Origin of the sequence: Stenotrophomonas sp. Ps181, assembly GCF_025697425.1 — a bacterium.
Classification (GTDB): Bacteria; Pseudomonadota; Gammaproteobacteria; order Xanthomonadales; family Xanthomonadaceae; genus Stenotrophomonas; species Stenotrophomonas sepilia.
This window is the reverse complement of record NZ_JAHWBI010000001.1, coordinates 297,955-321,876: the sequence shown is the minus strand read 5'-3', so window position 1 is coordinate 321,876 and position 23,922 is coordinate 297,955. Positions and strand designations below refer to the sequence as shown.

The following is a 23,922-nucleotide window of genomic DNA, read 5'->3' as shown; positions in this document are numbered from 1 at the left end:
CAAGCCAGTTGCTCTCAACAGAATTCTTGGCAATCCCCACATTCAACGCGACCCCAGCCAGACCCAGCCCTGAAGCACCCGATAATATTCTGGCGATGACACAGGCACAGCGAGCTCGCCAGCAATGCGTAAGCAGACGGCTCACCAGCGATGGCAACAGCGCCAGCCACGGCTCCCGCATTAACGATGCTGCCATCATCAGCAGGGCCGCAGTCTGGATTAGCCATTTCCCGGCTCATTCCGGCACAGCATTGAGCGAACGTACTCAGCCGATCCCGGAGCTCTTTCTATATACTTGAGACATGCCATACCCAGGTATCTACTAAACTCTTCATCACTAACAATTACAACGTCCGGGTCGTACTTGAGCCCATATGAAAATTCCACCCCAGAAAAATGATCATCCACGTCGAAGCTATTGTTATCCGGAAATCTACAATCAACATCATCGGTACCAAAACCCCAGCCCCTTGATAGACACTCGAGCATCTGAATAAACATTCCCGACGAATAAATCCAATCAAAGTAGGCAAAAACCACCCAATCAGAATCTCTCTTATCCATCCAAGATCCAAACAACTGATCACTCATAACAGCCTCACTTAGGGTGGAAATTTTTAACTACACCAGCATCATCGATGTACACAACGAAAGAGACGCCTCCCGCATTGGACTCATATATCCTCTTCCCCGCAGCAACAGCGTCCTTGTAACCCTTCGCAGCAGCCTCCTGGCCGAGCGCCAAAACCTTCCTATCTGACATTATAGCCGGATCATAAACCGTCTTCGTCTGGACTTTATTTTTATAGCCCACAATTACTTTCCCAGTAGGATCCAATGCCGGCACCTGATAGGAAATAACGGAAACACCCGGAACATCCGTGGAAACCTCGCTTACGATTTTCACGCCACGAGCCGCAGCCTCCGACCTGAATTCCACTGAATTGTGCGCCCCAGAAATTCCGTTCTTCTGAGAATAACCATCTGGACGAGAAATATGCGCATCAATATCGACCTTGAATGATATGCCGTCCGGATAATTAACACCCCCCAAGTGAGCAATACTTCCATCCCCAACAATGTTATCTGGCAGCAAATGCGGCGGCAACGAGCCATCCGGCTCCAATTTTACCGAGCGCGCCACTCGAGCTCGTTCGAGCGCCTCCGAGGCAGCGGCCTCCAATGCGGTGGTCTTAGCCCCCTTTGCAAGGAACGCCTCAGGCCCTAACAAAGAGGTTCCGATATCAACAGTGAGCTTTCCGCCAACGTTCGCTGCTTGGTCGACATCCTCAAAGTTCCACGAGTTTCGTCCACCAGCTAAGTAGTAGGCCAACCCCGCAGTCTTCTCCATGTACTCATTGATGGCCTGGCTTATCGCGTTGTTGCGTTTTTGGGAGAAGGCCTGCAAGCCAAGCTTGTCCATCTCCTTGTAATCCGAGACCAAACCCAGCAGAACACCGATCTGGTTCATGCTTGCAGCACCCGCTACCAGGTCTCTTCCCCCAGTCCAGAGCCCATTTACAAAGGCAGCACCAGCGACTGCTCGATTCGTCGACGACAGCCAGTCAGCTTCCGCACCGTAGCCTGCACCACGCAATAGATCGACAGTGTTCGAACCACACTCACCGACCAGCGAACAGTACACCTTCCTTTGCAGATCTTCGGTAGAAGAGTGAATGGCAATTTCTTCAAGGTTGACCCCAGAACCGGCATTCTTGCTCGCAGCGATGAGCTTATCGGCGTTCTCCGCCATCCACGCGTCGTACTCCCCCTTATATATAGGAGAGTTATGCGATTCCAACGCAATCTTCGCAAGTGATCGCTGCTCACTGCACGCGATAGACCCTGGCACTTGGCACGCCATCAACAACTTGTAATCGCGCTCCGCGGAGAGCCGCTCGAAGTTCTCTTTGATATCGCAATCCTTGCCAGAGTCGGAACACATCAGAGTCGCCTGAAGGTACTCCATCCGCTCGTCGTGATTCAGGTAGTTGTTCTCAACGGAATTTTTCGCGACAGCCATGCCCAATGTCGCGCCAGAAATTCCTGCACCGGAAAGTCCTCCCGCCATTGCGCCGACTGCTTGCCCGAGCACCCTTACCTGCTCCGCCTGCTCAGGTGACAATTCGCCCCCATTCTGTTTGGCGTAGTAGTCACCCAGGAACTTCGCCGCGAGCTCACCACCACCGGCCGCCAACGCCCCACTTCCCGCCTTGCCACCATTGGCCTCAGCCAGCAGCGCGCCCAGCAGCGCGTGCGACAGCATCTGCATGGCCTCGCTAGGCACAGCACTCTGCTTGTTCGGGTCAAACGTCTTGCCGATCAGTTCAGCCGCATACGGCGCCAGCGCATTGGAACCCAGCTGACCCAGTCCCTGTCCTCCAACACCACCGACCAACGCGCTGGTCACTGCGCCGAGCGCGCGACCATAGACACCATCAGGGGCCCACTTCTGCTGGGTCACCAGCGCATTCGGGTAGGATGCATCGAACGCGACCAGGCGCTTGAACTGCTCCTCGGGAAGAAGCGCATCGAACGCCCGTCTCTCTTCGGGACTCATCGGCTCCCGATACTTGTCCGTGATCTTTTTCGCATCCGCACTGCCAATATCCCAGGCAATCTGCTGGCTGGTGGCCATCACCGTCCCGGCCGCAGCCGCCATCGCCTGCTGGTCTGCCAGCAACTTGCTCGCATCCGGCAATGCATCCAGCGCACGATGCGCTCCACTGGCATCGGTGTTGATGCCCAGCTCAGCCGCCGACGTCTGCTTGCCACCGATGGTGATGTTGCCCTCGGTCAAGGTGGCAAGGGTGGAGCTGCTGTCGCTGCCCGTTTCCATCATCGGCAGGCCCGGACCACCTCGCGGTGCGGCCGTTCCCGGCTTGGGCGCCCAGCCATCCATCTGCCCGCCCGCACCACCACTGATGCTGCCGGAGCTGGCTGCGTAGTCCATGTGGTTCTGCAGGTCAGTGAACGTCAGCGAGTCCGCAGTCAGTTCACTGTTGCCCGCATTAGTGCTGGCAATCGCCCCGCCCACCAGGTTCACGTGGCCGGCATCGACGTGGTAGCCGCCATTGCCGGCAAACAGGCCGCTCTGCTGGCCGACACCCTGATAGCTGCCGCTGGCCTTGCCTGCGCTGGCATACCCGTCGGCATTCCACGCGGTACCGAACGACACCTGCACGCGGCCGCCCACCTGGCTGTTCCTGGACATGCTCTCGGCAATGTCCTGCAGCGATTCGATGGTCAGCGTGCCGCCGGTTTTGACGTCGATGCGGTCAGCCGTGGCGGTCGCGCCGCGCAACGTGGTGTCACCCTCGGCCTTCATCGAGATGTTCTTGCCGGTCAGCGTGGTGTTCTGCCACGTGCTGCTCTCGGCATTGGCCTTGCTGCTGCCAACGCTCGCTTCGGCGTACACATACACGCCGGTCTGCGCGCCTACAGAGACCCCCACGCCGACTTCGGCGCCGGCATTGCTGCTCTTGCTGCGGTCGGCCACATGCGCCTTGCCTGCTTCCAGCAGAATGTCGCCGGCCGAATCCAGGCTGAGGGTGTTGCCTGCACTCAGATTGCCCTGCACCACATGGATGTCGCCCTGGGTGCTGGTGAGGTTGACGTTGCCGCCGCCCTGGATGGTGGAACCACGCGACACGCTGCTGCTGCCATCGGCACTGCTGTTGGCGGTCTTGAAGCCGATGCCTGCTTCAGCACGGAACAGTTCGCCGCTACCGCCACGGCCGGACAGCGCCGAGATCGCACTGGCTGCCTGGTAGGCGTTGGCGCCCGCCGCCATGCCCTGCATCTTCTGCAGGCGATCATCGGACTGACGTGCCGCGTCCACGTTGTTGATCAGGTCGATCAACGGCGACTTCACCCGCGCGAACACGCCGATCTTCAGGTCCTTGTCGCTCTGCGAGTAGTGGCCGCTTTCGTCGGCGGTCAAAAGCTCGATCTCGGCGGCGGTGATGTTCACGTCCTTGGCCGCCACCACGTTGCTGGCCGTCTGCGTGTACTTGCCCCCGGCGGTCAGGTTCACGCTGCCACCCAGACTGCCGATGCTGCTGGCCACCTGTGACACCTGCGCGCTGTCGTCCTGGTGCTGTTCGCGGTGCCAGCCGGAGAACTTCTCGGTATCCGATATCTGTACCGAGCCGATCGCCTTGCTGTCCGACGTATTGGCGTTGCTGACCGTATCCTGCCCGCTGCGCACCAGCAGATCACCGGCGGCACGGATACTGACGTCCTTCTCGGCGGCGATGTTGGCCGCTGTCAGGCTGATGTTGCCTTCGGTGGTGGCCATGCGCACGCCGCCGCCGACCGACAGCTGCGTGCCAGTGATGGTGTCACTGCTACCGCTGCCCTGGCTCTGCGCGTTGTTGGTACCAAACGGTAGGCCGCTGGTGTTGTTGGCAAAGCCCCAGCCCTTGCCGCGGCTGCTGCTATCGCTGCGCTCGGTGTTGTGGGCCACGTCGAACACGATGTCCTGGGTGGCCAGCAGCACGGCGTTGCCCTCGGCAGACATCTGCGTGCCCTGGCTGAGGATTGAGCCGCTATCAGCGACCCATTCGGCGCGGTTGATCAGACCTTATGCCTGGGTTATGCCGCAGGCGCCCATTAGCACACTCTTGGGCTGCGAGCGTGCACCGAAATGAACACATGCACCACCACTTACTGATTAGAAACTAGAAACTGCGACTCAGTCAGTGCGCACCGCCCCCCCATGCGCCAGAATTCAAAGTATGGACCAAAATCCACATCCAACTTAAACAGAGAACTACCAATGTACCACGCCAGATAATAATCGGCAGCCAAGCCATAAAGCGCCTCGAGCAGCGCATACACCTGGTCGGATTCAGATATTCTACTCCCCCTAACAGAGTCACCAATTCCGTCAAACAGCCAATATTGAGGAATATCCATGCGAAGCACGGAATCCAGATGCCCCCCGGCAACAAAAACTACCTCCGCACGCCTGCAAATTTCTTCAATTTCGACCTCACCGATCCTCCTACATATTTCCTCCTGGCCTTTTAACCACTCACCCCCAAGCCTAACAATTTCCTCCCTAGACGCAGAGAAACGTGGAAGCAGGTACAACGAACCATCCAATCTACCGGAAGAAATAACCTTAACCGCGCGCTCATGCAAATCTGCCGACGACGAGAAATAGCTAAATATCTTTCGAAGATCACAATCGCCCGAATGCTCCTTCAACAAACCCAAAAAATGAGACTTATCGAACACAGCAAGCCCTTCACAAAACGCGCACCAATCAGACAAAAGCGTACTCACATCTACATCCCTCCAGATTTTGGAAGCGGCGGAAGCAGGTCAGGATCAATCTTCCACCGATCCCTCAGAATTATAATACTCGAATTGAATTCTTCGAGCGACCTACTTTCGTCAATTATCCGCCCCAGCTCATTATGGAAGGCTCCAGAACCGTTACCACCATGACCACCCAGCTTTCCATCAGCAGGATTGGTCCATTTCAGCTCCTCTGTTCTGGTTCTGAACCTCTTGATCTCCTCCATCGAAACACCCCATTTTTTGAAATCAGGGGCTCTACAGACCATGCACCATTCGTGCAGCCCGCCAGGTTGGCGTATGCGGGATTCTATAGCGTCTCGAACGCCCTTATTTCCCCAAAGGACTTCCAATTCCGTCGAAGAAAGCTGATCGAACCAACGATTGAATTCTCCATTTCGAACACTGGGAACTTTCCCATTGGGAAGCAGCTGCTCCAGCGATCGAGCAGGAGCCTCCGACGCTGCAGCGCCCCGTTTCAAGGCCTTGTCGGCAGCCGCAAAAATCTCATCCGATCGGCGCCCAGCCTCCCTCGTGACAGACCCTGCGATCTCCACGCCCACTTCGCTAACGATCTTCCCTCCAGGCATACGTACCGGAATCAAGAACGTTGCGGCGGTAATTGCAGCGCCGTTGCCATCTCCTCGGGATAGGCTGGCAATCAGGCTGCCTGCTGCCCCAACATCACCACTGAAATTTTCAAGCATCATCTGGCCGTCACGACCGCGCCCAACCGTACCTCTCAGGTTATTCAGATCAAAAAAGGTGTAGTTCAGATCATCTCTGGAGACACCAGCAGCGAGCAAGGAGTTAAAGACCTGCCGGTACAGCGCGTCGTCCTTGAGCAGCTCGTTCCCATAGAGATTGAAATTGTTGTACTCGACCTCCGTCGCGCCGAACCCGTACTTCCCCCCCATGGTGCTAAGGAACGCTGTGGCTGCGTCATCCACGTTCTCCTCACCAATCAATTTGTTGACTCTTGCATCAACGCGTGAGGCCCCCTCAACTATCAGCCTACGGCGAGCTTCTTCTTCACTTATTCCTTCCTGTTCGGCAAATTTTGCCGCGTGAGTGTTGATCCACACCACTTCATCAGGATGCAACTGACGGTTGAACCGATCTCCCAGCAACGCGACCGCTGCACCATCACTGCCACCTATCACGCCCCCCAAGGCAGCGCTGGCGATCTCAATCAAACTGTTGAACTCAACACTGCGCGGATCCAATCCCTGCCCCGTAAGGAACCTGATCATCGCGTCCTTGGCCAGCTCGGAACCGGCTGCGCCAGCTGCATCGCCACCAATATCTCCACCGCTCAATGCCGCCACCGCTGCGCCGGTCAGGCCGTGCAACAACACTTTGTTGCGTCCGCCCTCACCCCACTGCTCAATCCGCCGAAGCGCATCGGCCTCGGCCTCGGCATCGCCATTGGCACGGGCCACTTCGAGGTCTGCATTTGCCTGGGCAGTCTTATTTGCGGCCAGGTTGCCGATCACTTCAAAGCCGATGGCACCCAGCATCTGGGTCAGTTCCTGCCTCTCCTGCACCTTTCTCTCGTCAAAGATCGGCGCAAAGCCATTGGCGTTGTCCAATCCCGTCACGCCACGCTGCAAACCTGCTAGTACGGAATCGTCACCGTTGCGGATCTCGACTGTTCCATCTGCCAACCCACTGCGAGTTGTGGAACTCTTGCTGCCCCCTGTCGGCAGACCGGGCACCAGTGACGGATCGAACGAGAAGCCATCCGAGGGATTGCCACCGCCGCTTGTACCGCCACTGATGGACGCAGAGAGGAACTCGGCACGATTCTTCAGCTCCTCGAACGACAGGCTGCCCGTAGACAGCTGATTCTTGGACGGATCGGCAGTACTGCCGATCACAGCACCAGCGAGGTGGGTATTGCCGCCCACCTGCAGCGAGAATCCACCGCTACCCGCCGCGATTCCTGTCTGCTCGCGAACACTGCGATAGTCACTGTCGATCATGCTGGCACTACCGCTGGCGCTGCCCTCAAAGCCGTAGCCGATGGTCGCCTCGCCCTTCGCAGCCAGCTGTTCGGTCTTGTAGCGGTCTGTGTCCTGCTCGCTGCGCAAAGTCAGATCGCCAGTTACACGTCCGACCACCTGGTCGGCCAGGAGCTGTGCGCCTTGCAAGGTGGTATTGCCGCCACTGGTGAAGGTCAGCCTGTCGCCGGCCTGGATGATGCTCTCGTTGTGGAGGGTGCCCTCGCCGTCCGCCTTGCCGCGCGCAGCGTTCGCGCCCACGTAGACACCGATGGCGGCACCTCCACCACTGCTGCCACTGATGGCAACGCCCACCTCCCCGCCCAGCGACTGGTTTCGGCTCTCCTGAGAATAGCGATCTTCACTGCTACGGATGACCAGGTCATTCGCTGCGGCCAGATCGACATTGCCGCCGGAAATCTGGCTGCCGACAATCGTCAGGTCGCCGCCGGTCGCAGCAACAACAACGTCTCCCTCGCTCTTCAGCAGGCTGCCCCGGTGCGTTGCCTGCTCCATTACGGTCTCAGAGCGGGACCGCTGGCTGCCAACCGTCACTCTGACATTCAAGCCGGCACCGCCCTCACCGTTGCCCGAGTGCTGGCCAACCGCTTCAGCGACGGCTATCGCTCCTTGAGCGGCTTTGTACGCATAAAGTGCTTTCAGACGATCATCTTCGACTTCATCTGCTCTCTTGGCGGTCGCATAGACCGCCCTTGCGCTCTGCACCGTATCAACGCTGGCACCGCCCAACGCGACGTTCAGACCGGACTGGCGGAAGTAGCTGTTGTTGGTGTATGTCGTTTGTTGCTCGGCAGCATCAATGAGCACGTCTTTGCCAATCATCGTGATGCCCGTCTTGGACAGCACATCCGATCCCCCCAGGTGCAAGGTCTGCCCGGCAGAGAGCGTCACGCTCCCTAGCGCGCTGCCAATGAGACTTCCTTCGGCGAGTGTTTCAGTCAACGAGTTACTGTTCCCGTTGCTACGGCTCCCAAACGTCACGCCGAAGCTGCCGTTCATGCCGCCCAGAAGGCCAGATTTCTTGCGATCTCTGCTGTGTTGTTCGGAATGAATTGATTCAGCAGCCAGAATGCTGAGATTTCCCTTAGCTGCCATCAGAACGTCGGCGGTCGCCGCTACCTTGGCCCCCTCAACAGTAATGCCCCGGCCGGCTCCAATGATTACCTTCTCTCCCGAGAGCGTGGTACCCATTGCCAGGACGTCCTGCGTGGCGTCATGCGTTGCGGTCCGTGTACTTGATGTGAGCCCGCGCTTCTTGATCTGAGTGTCTTTCTCCCAGGTATGCGATTCCTGAGCGGCGAGGATATTGACATCACGCTCTGCGCCAATGCTGATCGCGCCTTGGTCACTTCGCACGCCTGCCGCAATCAACGTCACATCGCGACCAGCCGAGAACGCGATGTCATCCCCCGCCTGCAACTGGCTTCCACGAACTGTTTCATCGCTCTGACTGACCTGCAGCGAGCTGCGCTTGCCCGCGTTCGCAAAATCCCGGCTCTCGCTGTCCACCAGCGCCTGGCTGTTGATGTCCCCACCGGCCTGCAATGCCAGACCGCCCGCCGCTTTGATCTGCGCGGCGGCCAGGTTGATGTCCTTGCCAGCGGCCAGCACCACATCGCCAGCGCCCTGCACCGAGCTGGCAGCATGTGTTGTCCTGCTGCTGCGTTGGTGGTTGCGTTCATCGAAGGTGGCGTCGCGGCGCTCCTCCAGCGCAATCGCGCCAACATCCAGAGTGCCGCCTGCGGCCAGCTGGGTCAGGCCGTCGGCGCCGGCGTTGCGGATCTGTGCGGCCTGCAGGCTGATGTCACCGCCGGCTACCACCGACAGCATGCCGTCGCCACTGGGGTTGGTTACGTACAGGCCAGCAACCCGATCGATGCGGTTGGTCTCGTACTGGTAGGTGCCACCGCCCTGCGGTGTCTCCACCGTGGAGGCCACCGTGACATTGCCCGCAGCCTTGACCGACAGCGCATCGGTGGCCGTCACGGCGGCACCCACAACACGGATGTCCTTGTCCGACGACAGCCCGACGTACTGGCCGGAAATGCTGCCGCCCAGATGCTCGATGTTGCCGGCATCGATGGTCACCAGCTTGCGCCCGGCGATGTTGCCGGTGTTGACCAGGCCATTGCCCAGTTTGATATCGACATTGGCGCCGGCCAGCAGTGCACCGTTGCCGTCGAGGTCGCCCGGGCGCAGGCGCAGGTAGACCTGCGGCACCAGCGCGGTGGTGGTGCTGCCATCGGCCAGGGTGACGGTCTGCTCGACCAGCCAGACGATGTCACTGGTCAGCTGTGCCATCTGCGCTTCGGTCAGCGCCACGCCGGGGCGAAGGCCCCATTCGCTGGCGACCGTGGCACCGGCCTCCAGCAGCGCGCGGTACTGCGCCTCGTCACTGACGTAGCCGTCGAGGAAGCGGCGACCGGTCAGCTGGCCGATCTGCTCGCGCACCAGCTTCTGCTCGTAGTACCCATCACCCAGCCGCTTCTGCACGGTATCGGGCGAGTAGCCCATCTGGCCCAGCAGGTGGTCCGAGCTCAGCCAGGTCTTGTGGTCGGTGAAGCGCGGATCGGTCTCGACCAGATAGTGGCCGCCGTTGGGATTGACGTTGAACAGGCTGGCGCTCGGCGCGCGCGTGTCCGGTGCACCCATCGCGATGCGATCCGGCGATCCTCCACTGGCTGCGACCACGCGCGGCCCGAATGTACCGGTGTTGCCACTCACGCCGCCGACGCTGCTCCCTTGCTGGGTACTGGCACCATCGGCCGCCTGTGCCAGCGCGCGTTCGGCACCGGTGCCGGTGGATTGGCCCGGCCCCTGCGCACCGCCATGACCCGGCCGATCCGGCAGCGCCGTGGGCCCCTGCACGTTGAGGTTGGCCATGGCCGAACCGTTCTGCACGTTCGGCGCGTTTCGCCCCTGGTTGAGGTTGCTCAGGTCACCGACGTCGATGCTCAACGAGCCGCCGCTGACAATGCTGCCGCCAATCTTACCGGTCACCTCGGAAATAGCCGGAGCACTCCAGGTCATCACATCCCCGCCGAACGTGTGGCTGACGTTGGAGAACTGGTGCGTGCGATACAGCGTGGCCGCCAGGTTCTCCACCTTTGCCGCGCCGGTCAGGCCGATGATGTCCAGATCGCCGCCGGCGGCAATGCTGCCGTAGTGGTTGCGCAGGTCATCGCTGCGGATGCGCATCGCACCGCCTGACCGGATGACCGCATCGGCACCGACGTTCGGCTGCAACACATCTTCGGTCACGGTGCGCGTGGCCAGGCGATACTGCTCGTTGGCACTGGTGGAGTTGCCGCCCGCAAACTGTGGGCTGGTCAGAATGCGGTCGGGATCGTAGTCCTTGTAGGTCCACAACTGCACGCAGTTGGTCGTACAGGTGCCATACGCTGACGAGTAGGTGAGTTTGTCATCGACGTAGCGGAATGCCGGCGAATCGGGATGCAGGGTGGCCAGCTCGGCAAACGGATCGTCGGCACCAGCGGCAACCTGGTCCGGATTGACCTGGTTGTCCTGGCGGCCGACGTAGTAAATCACCACCGTGCCGTCCTGCACGTTCAGCCGCGCACGCTCACCCAGCGCGGCATACAGCCCACCGCGCCCGAAGAAGTAGGCACTGGTCTGCGCGGTCAGTCGTACCACCGCACGGTGCACGGTGAAGCCATCCGGCGTGATGTGCGGCGTGTCTTCCAGGATATCGGTCGGGTTGAGGTAGTACACCTCGTGCGCCGAATAGTGACTGGTGCTGCGAATGTCCTCGGTGCCATTCTTGCCGTTGCGCCACCAGGCGGGTCGATCCATGCGCACCGGAGCGTTCACGGTGGTGGTCTGTGTGATGACCACGTTCTCGCGGATGTTGTTGACCACCTGCGCATCGATGGACAGGTTGCCGGTGACATCGATGACCGAGCTGATGTTGTCGATCCGCCCGGCAATGCCGCTGGCGATGCGATCGGCACTCAGCGTGCCGCCGATGGCCGCATCACCGCCGCTGTAGATCAGGCCCTTGCCGGTGTTCTGCAGCTCGCGCACGCCCAGGTCCAGGCGCTCGCGTGCAGCCACGGTGCCGACGCGGGTGGCACCAGCGGCCTCTTCGGCGCGGTTCTTCAGCACGCCGGTGGAGATCGCCACGCGATCACCGTAGATGCGCCCGGTGCCAAGATTGTCGATTTCGCTGGCCTCCAGGTGGGTCAGCGCGCCATCGATCAGGCCGCGGTTGGTCAGCTGGCCACGGGCGTTGAGGTGGGTCGTGCCCTGGCTGGAGATCTCACCCGAGGCCGCATTGGTGATGTTCTGGGCGTTGAGGTCGAGGTTGCCACCGCGCACCACGCCCTGGTTGTCGAGGTCGCCGGACAGGTTCAGCGACAGCGTGCCGTTGGCGATCCATTCGCCACGATGGCGCATGCCCTGCTGCAGGGTGAGGCCGAGGTCCCGCTGCGCATGCACCTGGCCGTCTTCGCTAAGCGCACGTGCCACCAGCGTCTGGCTGCCATCGGCACGCAGCAGGCCACCGCTGTTGGCGACGTTGTCCGCCTGGCTGTCCAGGTTGCCGCCGGTGCTGATCACGCCGCCGGTGTTCTGCAGCTGGCCGTTGATCTGCAGCCGCGCACCGCCATCGGTGACGACCTGGCCCTGGCTGTTGTCCAGCCACTGTGCACCGAACTGCAGCTGGCCCGCCTGCAGGCCACGCGTGCCGTCGCCGCCACGGGTGTTGCGGTTGTCCACGCTGGCGGCCGTGAGGGTCAGCAGCTGGCCGGCCGCGATCGCGCCGGCGGCGTTGTCCAGGTGCCCGTCCAGGGTCAGGTCGAGGTTGCGCCCGGCCTGCACGCGACCACTGGCATTGGCCAGGCTCGCCGCCTGCAGCGACAGATTCGCGGCGCTGGCAAGTGTTCCACCGGAACTGTTGTCGACGCGGGCCAGCAGCAAGCGCGCATCGCCTTGTGCATTGACTGCGCCGCCACGGTTGTCCAGCACACCGCCTTCCAGCTGCAGCTTCCCGGCCGCCAGCAGCCCACCGCTGCCGGCCGTGAAACGGTTGTCGATGTCCTGCCCGGCCGTGTTGATGGTCAGGTCGGCCGCCGACTGCACGCGACCGCCCTGATTGTCCAGAGCGCCACTGCGCACACTCAGCGCGCCCTTCTGCGTACCCAGCGTGCCGGCGCGGTTGTCCAGCCGCTGGCCGCGGGTATCGATGTCCAGCTGGCCACCCAGCAGCGTGCCCCGCTGGTTGTCCAGGCCGTTACCCTGCAGCTGCAGCCGTTCGGCGGCCTGCATCGCGCCGTCACTGTTGTCCACGCCTGCCGCCGTGGTCACCGCCAGGTCCTGGCCAGCGACCAGGGTGCCGTGGCGGTTGTCGAGACTGCCGGCATCCAGGGTCAACGTGCCGGCGCTGGACAGCAGGCCCTGCTCGCCATTGTCGAGACGACCGTCAACGCCCAGCACCAGCGCGCTGCCGCCCGCGTGCACTGTGCCGCCCTGGTTACCAAGGCTGGCCGCGGTGACTGTGCCGGCACCGCCGAGCAGGATGCGGCCCTTCTGGTTGTCCAGCGCCTGGCCGATCGCCAGCGTGGAGTGACCCGCGCCTGCACCCTGCAGCGTGCCCTGTGCATTGATCAGCTGCTGCGCGGTGAGATCCAGCACGCCATTGCCCGCCAGCGTGCCACCACGATTGTCCAGCACACCCTGTACGCGCAGGCGCAGCGCGTCTTCACCGGTTGCGGTGAGCGTGCCACCGGCGGTGGTCAGGGTATCGGCGCTGATGTCGACGCGGCGCGCCGAGGTGGTTGCCGCGGTCAGATCGAGGTTGGCGCCATCCAGCGCGAAGCTGCCATTGCTGAGCACGCTGCCGCCGTTGCCCAGCAGGGTCTTCGCCGAGACCTGCAGCTGGCCGCTGCCCGCGTGCTGGATCCTGCCTGCACGGTTGTCCAGCGCCTGTGCCAGCAGGGCCAGGTCGCCATTGCTGGCCAGCGTGCCACCGGCATTGCCCAGCGTCGTGGCCTTGATGCGACTGGCGCCTTCGCCGCTGGCGATGATGCGGCCACCGGCGTTGTCGAGCGTAGTGGCCTCAAGGTCGAGGCGATCGGCGCCCAGTGTCGCGTCACGATGGTCCACGTCGCCAGCACGCAGGGTCAGCGTGGCCGAGGAGACCAGCGTGCCCTTGCTGCCGTCCAGGCGGCCGGTGGTGATGTCCAGGCCCTGGTTGCCGGCCTGGCGGATGCTGCCGCCACTGTTGTCCAGCCGTGCGGAAGTGACCGTCAGGCGGTTGGCATTGCTGGCGATCGTGCCTTCGTCATTGTCCAGCGCAGCGACGATCTGCAGCGTGCTGTCAGCCGTTCCGGCACCGCTGAGCATGCCCTTGCGGTTGATCAGTTCACCGGCCTGTACATCCAGTGCGCCGTTGCCGGCGATCGTGCCGCCGCTGTTGTCCAATGCCTGCGCCACACGCACTAGCAGCGCCTCGCTGCCAGTCGCACTGAGGCTGCCTCCGGCATTGTCCAGGCGCTGCGCATCGATGGCGATGCGCTCGGCCTGGGTAACGCTGCCGGCGCCGAGCACCAGCTCGCCCCCTTCCAGCGTCAGCGACGACTGGCTGAGGATCCGGCCCGCCGCGCCCTGCAGGCTGTCGGCCCGGATCTGCAAGGTGCCGCTGCCCGCGTGTTCGATCGCGCCGCCGCGGTTGTCCAGGCGCGCTGCCTGCAGCTGCACATCACCGGTACCGGCCAGGCGGCCGCCGTTGCTGTTGTCCAAGCGCTCTCGGGCCTGCACCTGCAGCGCGCCACTGCCTGCCGCCAGCACCTTGCCGCCCTGGTTGACCAGGCTGCCAACCTGCAGCTGCACCTGGCCATTGCCGGAGATGCCGCCGCCGCTGTTGTCCAGCGTGTCGCGCACCGCCAGGGACACGCCCTGCGTACCGGCCGACTGCAGCGTGCCCTTCTGGTTGTCGATGCGACCGGCGTCGATGCGCAGGCCGCCGTTGCCGACGATCTGGCCGCCCTGATTGTCGAGCGCATCGCGCACGTCCAGCGCCAGCGCCGAGACACCCTGCGAAACGATCTGGCCCTGGCGGTTGCGCAGTGCCCCGGCGTGGATCTGCACACTCTGCGCCGATGTCGTACCGCCACTCACGTCCAGCTCGCCGCCGGACAGCACCAGCGCGCCGTTGCTGAGCAGGCGCCCTTCGCTGCCACGCAACGTATCGGCCTGCACGCTCAGGGTGCCGGTGCCAGCCTGCTGAACCAGGCCGTTGCTGTTGTCCAGCGTGGTCGCGACCAGTGCCAGATCGCCGTTGCCGGCCAGCGTACCGCGGGCACGGTTGTCCAGCGTCGTGGCCTTCACCGAACTGGCCCCGCTACCCAGCGACAGCAGGCTGCCGCCCCGGTTGTCCAGCGTCGCGGCCAGGATGTCGAACCCGGCCGCACTGAGCGAACCGCTGCGCAGATCGGCGTTGCCGGCCGACCATTGCAGGCGGCCCAGGGTACTCAGTCGCCCGCCGCTGCCGGCCCAGTCGCCCGTAACCAACGCGAGACCATCGCCACCGGCATGTTCGATGCGGCCACCGGCATTGCCGACCTGGCCTGCGCGCAAGGCCAGCTGCGTGGCATTGGTGGCCAGCAGACCACCGTCGTTGTTGAACAGTCCCTGCACCGTCCACGACGATGCCGCTTTGCCGGCGTGCCGCAGTTCACCACCGCGGTTGTCGAGCGACTGCGCATCCAACCACAGGTCGCCGGCCACGCTCAGCGCACCCTTCTGGTTCGACAACAGGCCCACCTGCAACGCGGCATCGCCATGCACCTGCAGCATGCCGCCGTCATTGCGCAGCTCACCCCCGGCCTGCAGCGCGCTCACTCCCAGGCGACCGCCGCTGTTGTCGAGACCGTTGCGTGCGACCAGTGACACCGTGCCGCCGTTGCTGATGCTGCCGCCGTCGTTGTCCAGCGTACCGGCGATGGCGATCAGGCCCTCGGCCAAGGGCAGCTCCGGCGACGTCGGCGTACCCGCCGAGCCGCCATTGCCGCCTCCGGTTCCCGGCGTTCCCGGCGTGCCGGTTCCTGGTATTCCACCGCCATTGCCGGGCGACGCGCCGCTGCCAGCGCTGCTCCCGTTACCACCTGACGCCACGGCATCCAGTGCGCCCAACAGGCCATTGCTACGGTTGCTGGCTGCGTCGGCCTTGACCGCCAGCGCTTGTGCGCCGGTCTGTTCAATGGCGCCGCCATGGTTGCGCAACCCCTGCGCCTCCACCTGCAGGCGCTGTGCATTGAGCGTGCCGCCGCTGTTGTCCAGCGTGCCACCGGCGGTGATCGCAACTTCGCGCGTGGCCGCGATGGTGCCGCCATTGGCAAGGTCGCCACTGGCCTGCACGCGCACGTTCTGCCGCGACTGCAGGGCGCCGGTGTTTTCCAGGCGGCCATCCACCGTCACTACCAGCTCGCCGGCCTGCGCGCCGATGCTGCCGGCATTGCGCACGCCCACGCCGTGCTCGTTGCCCACCAGCCAGATCTTGTTGGCGAACATGCCGCCCAGTGCGCCAACGTCCAGCGCGAAGGTCGGTGCCTCGCCGCTGGCTGCGGTCGCACTGGCCTGGCTGTGGTCGGCACTGACCACGTTGTTGCCCAGCGTCGCCTGCAGCTGGTTGGCCCAGATGCCGGCGTTGACCTGCAACGAACGGGTGATCAGGTCGGTGTAATCGGCACGGCTGGTGTCCAGGCCATCGCCATCGATCTGGATCGCGCCGCCGGTGACGCGGTAGCCCTCCAGTGCGCCGCCCCCCGTGAACATCGGCGTGCCGGTGGTCAGGGTCACCCGGCTGGCATTGAGGAAGCCGCCGCCGTTGACCTGGATGCCGGCCGGGTTGGCAATGATCACTTCGGCGCGCTGCCCGGCCACTTCCACATAGCCGTTGAGCCGGCTGGCCGGACCATTCACTTCATTGAGGATCACCCGTGCACTGCCGGTGGCGAGCCACGGGTTGCCCTGCACCCAGCCGCCCAGCTGCGTCTGCACCTGGCCGCGGGCGTTGTTGAGGATGACGCCATCGCGGCCCACGTCGAACTGCGAATAGCGGTTGCGCGACACGCCCGCCGCCGACGGCGTGGTGATGTTCACCATCGGCACGCCATTGGGTGCCGTCACCATCGTCGGCCGTTCACGGCCCGGCGCATTCGGATCGGAAATGATGCGCGCGTCGGACTGCGCCAGTGCAGGTGTTACCAGGCTGACCCAGCCCAGTGAGCACATCAGCGCGAAACCCAGCGGCGACAGCGCAGCGCTCTGCCGGCCCGGCACATGGCCGACCAGGCCACCGCCGCCCTTCACCAGCTCCGACGCCACCTGCCAGACGCGCAGCGCGCGGTTGAAAACCAGACGATAGATAGTGTTCATGTCACGTGTCCTTGTGGCAGATCAGTAGCGCCAGGCCAGGCTGAAGCCGAATGTCGTGTAGTCGGTGGGGAAATGGGCGGGTTTGCGCAGCGCCGAACCGACGAAGCCATCCCAGGAAAGCTGCTGCCAGCCGCCGCGCAGGCCCAGTGCCATGCCGGCCAGGTCATGGCCGGACTGCCACTGCGCGGATGGGCCGCCGATGCGGCCGTAGTCGGCAGCCACGTAGAACTCCTGGCCGCCCCCGATACCGAGCGAAAGATCGTTGCGCAGCGACCAGCCACGCTCGCCGCTGAGCGAACTTTCACCGTCGAAACCGCGCACGGTATAGCGGCCACCGATGGCGAAGCGGTCCTGCGGCGAGAGTGGCGTGCGGTTCCACTGCGCCCGCCATGCGGCGGTGTAGCGCAGGCGTTGCCGGCCCAGCGGGAACGGCACGCTGAACTGCGCGTCGGCGGTGATCAGCTTCATCCGCGAGGTGCCTTCCAGCGGCAACGTCGGGTCCCACAATTGCGCCATCTCTTCCGGCGAACGCAGTGCGTGGAAGGCGCCCGTGCCACGCCGGTAGGCCACACTGGCATCGAGCGTGGCAGTGCCGATGAACTGCTTGTGGGTCAGGCCCAGTTCCCAGCCGGCGGTGCGGCGGCGCTGCACTTCGATCTCGGTATCGTCGATGTAGTTCTTCGACTCGCGCTGCCAGCCGCGTGCGTAGGCACTGAACTTGACCTTGGCATTGCGCAGCAGCAGCCGGTCCACCCGCGCCTCGGCGTTGCGGCTGCGGCCACTGTAGTCGTAGCGTTCAAAAGCACCGACCACGTTCTGGCTGTAGTCGTAGGCGCTGGCAGTAGCACCGAACAGCCAGTAGCCGTAGGGCACGTCGTAGTGCGCGGTCCAGCTGTCGGTGTCCTTGCCGCGGCCGTTGAACACGCCGCGGCCAGCACTGACGTAGAACAGCTCGTTCAGGCCCAGCGGATTGTCCAGCGACAGCGTCGCGTTGGCCTGCAGCTTCCCGGTCCCGCGGCTGCCGGCATCGTCCAGGGTGACGCTGGCGCGTACCGGTGAACGCTGCGTCCAGTCGATCTGCAGGTCGCTCTGGCCGGGCGCCGCGCCCTCGCCGTCGGCCGGCGCGATCTTGATGTCGGCGCTGACGGTGGGCACGCGCTGCAGGTTCTCCAGGCCCTGCTCGATGTCACGCAGGTTGAGCAGGCCGCCACTGCGGATCGGCAATGCATTGGCGAGGGCCGGATGCCGTCCCTGCGGATCGGAGAACACGGCCTCGCGGAACCGGCCCGGCACCACCGACAACGCCAGCGTGCCCTGGTTGAGGTCCTGCGGTGCCGACAGCACGCGCGTGGTGACATAGCCACGGGCGATGATCGCGTTCTGCACACGCTTCATCACCACGTTGATGCCCTCGGTTCCCAGGCAACGGCCAGTGGCCGGATCGTCCGCCGGGTCGGCCGCCGCCAGTGCCCAGCCGAAGCGCTGGCTGTCTTCGCCTTCCAGCACGATGCGATCGATGCGTACGCACGGGTGCTCCTGCGCCGGCAGGCGGTCGCCCTCCTTCTGCGCGTCCCGCTCCAGGCGGACGTCGGGGCGTTGTTCCTGCTGCTCGCGCAGCACGCGTTCGCGCTCCTGCTGCCGCAGCAGTTCCTGCGCGGCGGGATCACCGGCCTGCTGGGCGGTCGCCGGCCATGCGGCAACGGCGAGCATCAACGACCAACCACGATGGAGCCTCGGCCCCGGGTGCTTCTTCCCTGTTTCCACTCTACGTTCCATTCGAAATCGTCCTGCCAGCGCCCGCGGTGCCAGCCGCGGTGCTGCAGGAACGTGAACCGAGGCTGCGCCACCATGGACAGCCACGGCATCGCGCGACAGGCGCAATGCCGGAGTACAGATCGGCCGGCGCGGGAGTTTCTGAAGGATGAATTTCCGGAGGGCGCACGTCAGCCCTGTGCAAAGGCTCGCGGCAAAGCGCTGGCAGGTTGCGGAACGAGCGTTCGCCTCGTGCCTGCAAAGCGGCGCATGCTGCTGCACGACAGCCGTGCAGCGAAGTGCAGCCGCGAAGTATGCGGTGCACGGCCCACGCCCGCAAAGCGATTCCGTTCAGCCGCACACGCCCTGCGCGCGGGTCACGCTACAGTCGGCGCATGACCATCGTCCTACAGATTGAAGGCGCCGCCATCGATGACATCGCCAGCCTGTACGCGGAGATCAACCGCGTGTTCATGGCTGGCGAGGCGTGGCAGCTCGGGCCGAGCCTGGACGCGCTGGACGACCTGCTGCATGGCAGTTATGGCGCGTTGGCCGGGCAGGCGCAGGCCACGCTGATCTGGCGCGATATCGCCCACAGCCGCGCGGCCCTGGGCATGGACACCACCCGCCAATGGCTGCAGGCAAAGCTGGACACACCGGGCAGTTTCAATACGCAGGCCATTGCCCGCCAGCTGCAGGCCCTGCAACAGGGCGAGGGACCGACCTACTTCGAAATCGTCATGCACATCTTTGGCAGCCATCGGCAGATCACCCTGATCCCGGCCTGACCCCCTTTCCGTGCCGTACCGGCCTGCCATCGGTGGCCGCAACCCTGCGCCCCAGCAGTTACCATGGACGGCCCTGTACCCGCTCCGCTGCCGCCGCCCTCCGGCGCGGCCGGATGCCCTGATCCACGAGTCCCATGTCCAAAGACAAGTCCGCCGAACACACCCCGCTGATGAAGCAGTTCTTCGCAGCCAAGTCCGAGTACCCGGATCTGCTGCTGTTCTTCCGCATGGGCGATTTCTACGAGCTGTTCTACGACGATGCGCGCAAGGCCGCGCGCCTGCTCGACATCACCCTGACCCAGCGTGGCAGCTCCGGTGGCGCGCCGATCCCGATGGCCGGTGTCCCGGTGCACGCCTACGAGGGCTACCTGGCACGGCTGGTGGCGCTGGGCGAGTCGGTGGCGATCTGCGAGCAGATCGGCGATCCGGCGCTGGCCAAGGGCCTGGTCGAACGCAAGGTGGTGCGCATCGTCACCCCCGGCACCGTCACCGACGAAGCGCTGCTGGACGAGCGCCGTGACACCCTGCTGATGGCGCTGTCGCGCACGAAGCAGGGCTACGGCCTGGCCTGGGCCGACCTGGCCGGTGGCCGCTTCCTGGTCAACGAAGTGGAGACCGACGACGCACTGGAAGCCGAACTGGCCCGCCTGGAGCCGGCCGAGCTGCTGGTGCCCGACGAAGAGAACTGGCCGGAATTCCTGCGCCAGCGCACCGGCGTGCGCCGTCGCGCCCCCTGGCTGTTCGACGCCGACAGCGGCCGCCGCCAGCTGCTGGCCTTCTTCAAGCTGCACGACCTGAGCGGCTTCGGCATCGATGACAAGCCGCGCGCGACCGCTGCCGCAGGTGCCCTGCTTGGCTATGTCGAGGAGACCCAGAAGCAGCGCCTGCCGCACCTGACCTCGATCGCGATGGAAACCGCTGGCGAGGCGATCGCGATGAACGCCGCCACCCGTCGCCACCTGGAACTGGACACGCGCGTCGACGGCGATACCCGCAATACCCTGCTGGGCGTGCTCGACAGCACGGTGACGCCGATGGGCGGCCGCCTGCTGCGGCGCTGGCTGCACCGCCCGCTGCGCCTGCGCGAGGTCCTGGTACAGCGTCACCATGCGGTGGAAACCCTGATCGACCGCGGCAGCGACGCCGATATCCGCGAACAGTTCCGGCGCCTGGGCGACCTGGAACGCATCCTCACCCGCGTCGCGCTGCGCTCGGCGCGCCCGCGCGATTTCTCCACGCTGCGTGACGGCCTGGGCCTGCTGCCGGCCGTGCGCGAGGTGCTGGCGCCGCTGGATTCGCCGCGCCTGCAGGCCCTGCACGCCGCGCTGGGCGAACACGATGCGTGCGCGCAGCTGCTGGCCAGTGCCATCGCCGAGATGCCACCGCTGAAACTGAGCGACGGCGGCGTGCTGGCTGACGGCTTCGATGAAGAGCTGGACGAGCTGCGCCGCCTGTCCACCCATGCCGACCAGTTCCTGGTGGACCTGGAACAGCGCGAACGCGAAAGCAGCGGCATTCCCACCCTGAAGGTGGGCTACAACCGCGTGCACGGCTACTACATCGAGATCAGCAAGGGCCAGTCCGACCGTGCGCCGGTGCACTACACCCGCCGCCAGACACTGACCAATGCCGAGCGCTACATCACCGAAGAACTGAAGGCGTTCGAAGACAAGGTGCTGTCCGCGCGCGACCGTTCGCTGTCGCGCGAGAAGTACCTGTACGAGCAGCTGCTGGATACCCTCGGCGAACAGCTGGAACCGTTGAAGCAGTGCGCCGCTGCGCTGAGCGAACTGGACGTGCTGGCCGCCTTCGCCGAGCGCGCGCAGGCGCTGGACTGGTCGCGCCCGGAACTGGAAACGGCACCGTGCCTGAAGATCGAGCGCGGCCGCCACCCGGTGGTCGAGGCGGTGCGCGAGCAGCCGTTCGAACCGAATGACCTGGACCTGCATCCGGACCGTCGCATGCTGGTCATCACCGGCCCGAACATGGGCGGTAAATCGACCTACATGCGGCAGAACGCGCTGATCGTGCTGCTGGCCCACATCGGCAGCTTCGTGCCGGCCAGCCGTGCGGTGATCGGCCCGATCGACCGCATCCTGACCCGCATCGGCGCCGGTGACGACCTTGCGCGCGGGCAGTCGACCTTCATGGTCGAGATGGCCGAGACCAGCTACATCCTGCATCACGCCACCGCCCATTCGCTGGTGCTGATGGACGAGATCGGCCGCGGCACCTCCACCTACGATGGCCTGGCGCTGGCCGACGCGGTGGCTCGTCACCTTGCCTACCAGAACCGCTGCTACACGCTGTTCGCCACCCACTATTTCGAGCTGACCGCGCTGGCCGACGAACAACACGAGGGCGGCCGCAGCGGCATCGCCAACGTGCACCTGGATGCGGTCGAGCACGGCGAGGCGCTGGTGTTCATGCACGCGGTCAAGGATGGTCCGGCCAACCGCAGTTTCGGCCTGCAGGTGGCTGCACTGGCCGGCCTGCCGCGCGCCACCGTGGCACAGGCACGCCGTCGCCTGGCCGAGCTGGAGCAGCGCGGCGGTGAAAGCCATGCCGCCGAACTGGCGCCACAGGCACTGGATGCGCCGCAGCAGTTCGGGCTGTTCGCCGCGCCATCCAACAAGGCACAGGAAGCGCTGGCGGCCATCGACCCCGATGAGCTGACCCCGAAGCAGGCACTGGAAGCGTTGTACCGGCTGAAGGCGCTGCTCTAGCCCTGCCGCGCCCGGCCCCGGCCTCCCGCCACGGCGCGGGCGGCTGTCCGAAAGGCCCTGTAAATCCGATTCTTCGTTTCAATTGACAGAAACTATCAGCCTGAACGGATCATTCGATTATTCATTTCATCTGGCCGTAGCTAAAGTCGAGTGAAGATGTTCCACCCCCGTCTTCACCCGCAGGAGCCAGCCATGAGCCAGTCCGATAACAACAGTCCCAAGTGCCCGTATCACACCGCTCCGTCGCCGGCAGAAGGCGCCCAGCAGCAGCGTGAACTGAGCACCACGCCGAAGCAGAAGCACGGCGACGATCCGGTCACGCCGATGACCACGGCCTTCGGCGCACCGGTGGTGGACAACCAGAACAGCAGGACCGCTGGCCCGCGCGGCCCGCTGCTGATGGAAGACGTGTGGCTGCTGGAAAAGTTGGCCAACCTCAACCGCGAGATCATTCCCGAGCGCCGCATGCACGCCAAGGGCTCGGGCGCGTTCGGTACCTTCACCGTCACCCACGACATCACCCGGTACACGCGCGCCAAGCTGTTCGAGAAGGTCGGCAAGCAGACCGAGATGTTCGCCCGCTTCACCACGGTGGCCGGCGAGCGTGGCGCCGCCGACGCCGAGCGTGACATCCGCGGCTTCGCCCTGAAGTTCTACACCGAAGAAGGCAACTGGGACCTGGTCGGCAACAACACGCCGGTGTTCTTCCTGCGCGACCCGCGCAAGTTCGCCGACCTCAACAAGGCAGTCAAGCGCGACCCGCATACCAACCTGCGCAGCGCACGCAACAACTGGGACTTCTGGACGCTGCTGCCCGAAGCCCTGCTGCAGGTGACCGTGGTGATGAGCGACCGCGGCATTCCGCGCAGCTTCCGCCACATGCACGGTTTCGGCTCGCACACCTACAGCTTCACCAACGCCGACAGCGAGCGCTTCTGGGTGAAGTTCCACTTCGTCAGCCAGCAGGGCATCGAATCGCTGACCGACGCGCAGGCGCAGATCCTGGTCGGCCATGACCGCGAAAGCCACGGCCGCGACCTGTTCGCCGCGATCGAGAAGGGCGACTTCCCGAAGTGGAAGCTGTTCATCCAGGTCATGCCCGAGCTGGAGGCGGAAACCTACCGCATCCATCCGTTCGACCTGACCAAGGTATGGCCGAAGAGCGACTACCCGCTGATCGAAGTCGGCCAGTTCGAGCTGAACCGCAACCCGGTCAACTGGTACCAGGACGTGGAGCAGTCGGCGTTCGCACCGAGCAACCTGGTGCCGGGCATCGGCCCGTCGCCGGACAAGATGCTGCAGGCACGCCTGTTCGCCTATTCCGATGCGCAGCGTTATCGCCTGGGCGTGAACCACCACCAGATTCCGGTCAACGCCGCACGCTGCCCGGTGCATAGCAACCACCGCGATGGTGCGATGCGCGTGGATGGCAACTACGGCGGCCTGCCGCATTACGAACCGAACAGCTACGGCCAGTGGCAGGAACAGCCGCAGTACCGCGAACCGCCGATGAAGATCCGCGGCGACGCCGACTTCTGGAACTTCCGTGAGGACGACGCCGACTACTTCAGCCAGCCCGGCGCCCTGTTCCGCAGCTACAACCAGGCACAGAAGGACCGCCTGTTCGCCAACACCGCCCGCGCCCTGGGGGATGCACCGGACTTCATCAAGCAGCGCCACATCGACAACTGCAGCAAGGCCGACCCGGCCTACGGTGCCGGCGTCGCCGCGGCGCTGAAGGCGCTGGCCAGCCAGCCGTCGGATCCGTTCAAGGCGGCGCAGCCGGAGGCGGACTTCCCCACCGCGACCCCGGGCGCGGAAGACATCGAGCTCTGATCGCCCCCGTGTACGGCACGCCGCCTCCCTGTGAGGCGGCGTCGCCGTTTTAACGGTCCGCATCGTACCTTCGGCACGCCCCACCCCAACCAA

7 protein-coding genes are annotated in these 23,922 nt (G+C 64.2%); 3 read left to right on the top strand and 4 right to left on the bottom strand.

Annotated elements, in window-relative coordinates; all coding sequences use genetic code 11:
* Nucleotides 1-598: 598 nt before the first annotated feature.
* From KXV01_RS01500 to KXV01_RS01485, 4 genes are all read right to left on the bottom strand, one after another.
* Nucleotides 599-4,579, bottom strand: a complete 3,981-nt coding sequence (locus tag KXV01_RS01500; protein ID WP_258390895.1) for a hemagglutinin repeat-containing protein — start codon at nucleotides 4,577-4,579, stop codon at nucleotides 599-601.
* An 89-nt stretch (nucleotides 4,580-4,668) separates the two neighbouring features.
* Nucleotides 4,669-5,292, bottom strand: a complete 624-nt coding sequence (locus tag KXV01_RS01495) for a hypothetical protein (protein ID WP_146256728.1) — start codon at nucleotides 5,290-5,292, stop codon at nucleotides 4,669-4,671.
* A gap of 2 nt (nucleotides 5,293-5,294) precedes the next feature.
* A complete protein-coding gene (locus tag KXV01_RS01490; RefSeq protein ID WP_258390893.1) occupies nucleotides 5,295-16,727 on the bottom strand; it encodes a hemagglutinin repeat-containing protein in 11,433 nt (3,810 codons plus the stop codon).
* A gap of 21 nt (nucleotides 16,728-16,748) precedes the next feature.
* On the bottom strand, nucleotides 16,749-18,503 hold the full coding sequence (locus KXV01_RS01485; RefSeq protein ID WP_111096415.1) for a ShlB/FhaC/HecB family hemolysin secretion/activation protein: 1,755 nt from the start codon (nucleotides 18,501-18,503) through the stop codon (nucleotides 16,749-16,751).
* 371 nt (nucleotides 18,504-18,874) lie between these two features.
* Here KXV01_RS01485 and KXV01_RS01480 point away from each other — a divergent pair, with 371 nt between their 5' ends.
* From KXV01_RS01480 to KXV01_RS01470, 3 genes are all read left to right on the top strand, one after another.
* Complete coding sequence (locus KXV01_RS01480; protein WP_099487012.1) at nucleotides 18,875-19,267, top strand: barstar family protein; 393 nt, start codon at nucleotides 18,875-18,877, stop codon at nucleotides 19,265-19,267.
* A gap of 134 nt (nucleotides 19,268-19,401) precedes the next feature.
* Nucleotides 19,402-21,993 (top strand): DNA mismatch repair protein MutS, encoded by a 2,592-nt coding sequence (gene mutS / locus KXV01_RS01475; RefSeq protein WP_049438672.1) that lies wholly within the window; start codon nucleotides 19,402-19,404, stop codon nucleotides 21,991-21,993.
* 324 nt (nucleotides 21,994-22,317) lie between these two features.
* Nucleotides 22,318-23,829: a catalase gene (locus KXV01_RS01470; protein ID WP_162838148.1), complete on the top strand. Its 1,512-nt coding sequence runs from the start codon at nucleotides 22,318-22,320 to the stop codon at nucleotides 23,827-23,829.
* Nucleotides 23,830-23,922: the final 93 nt, after the last annotated feature.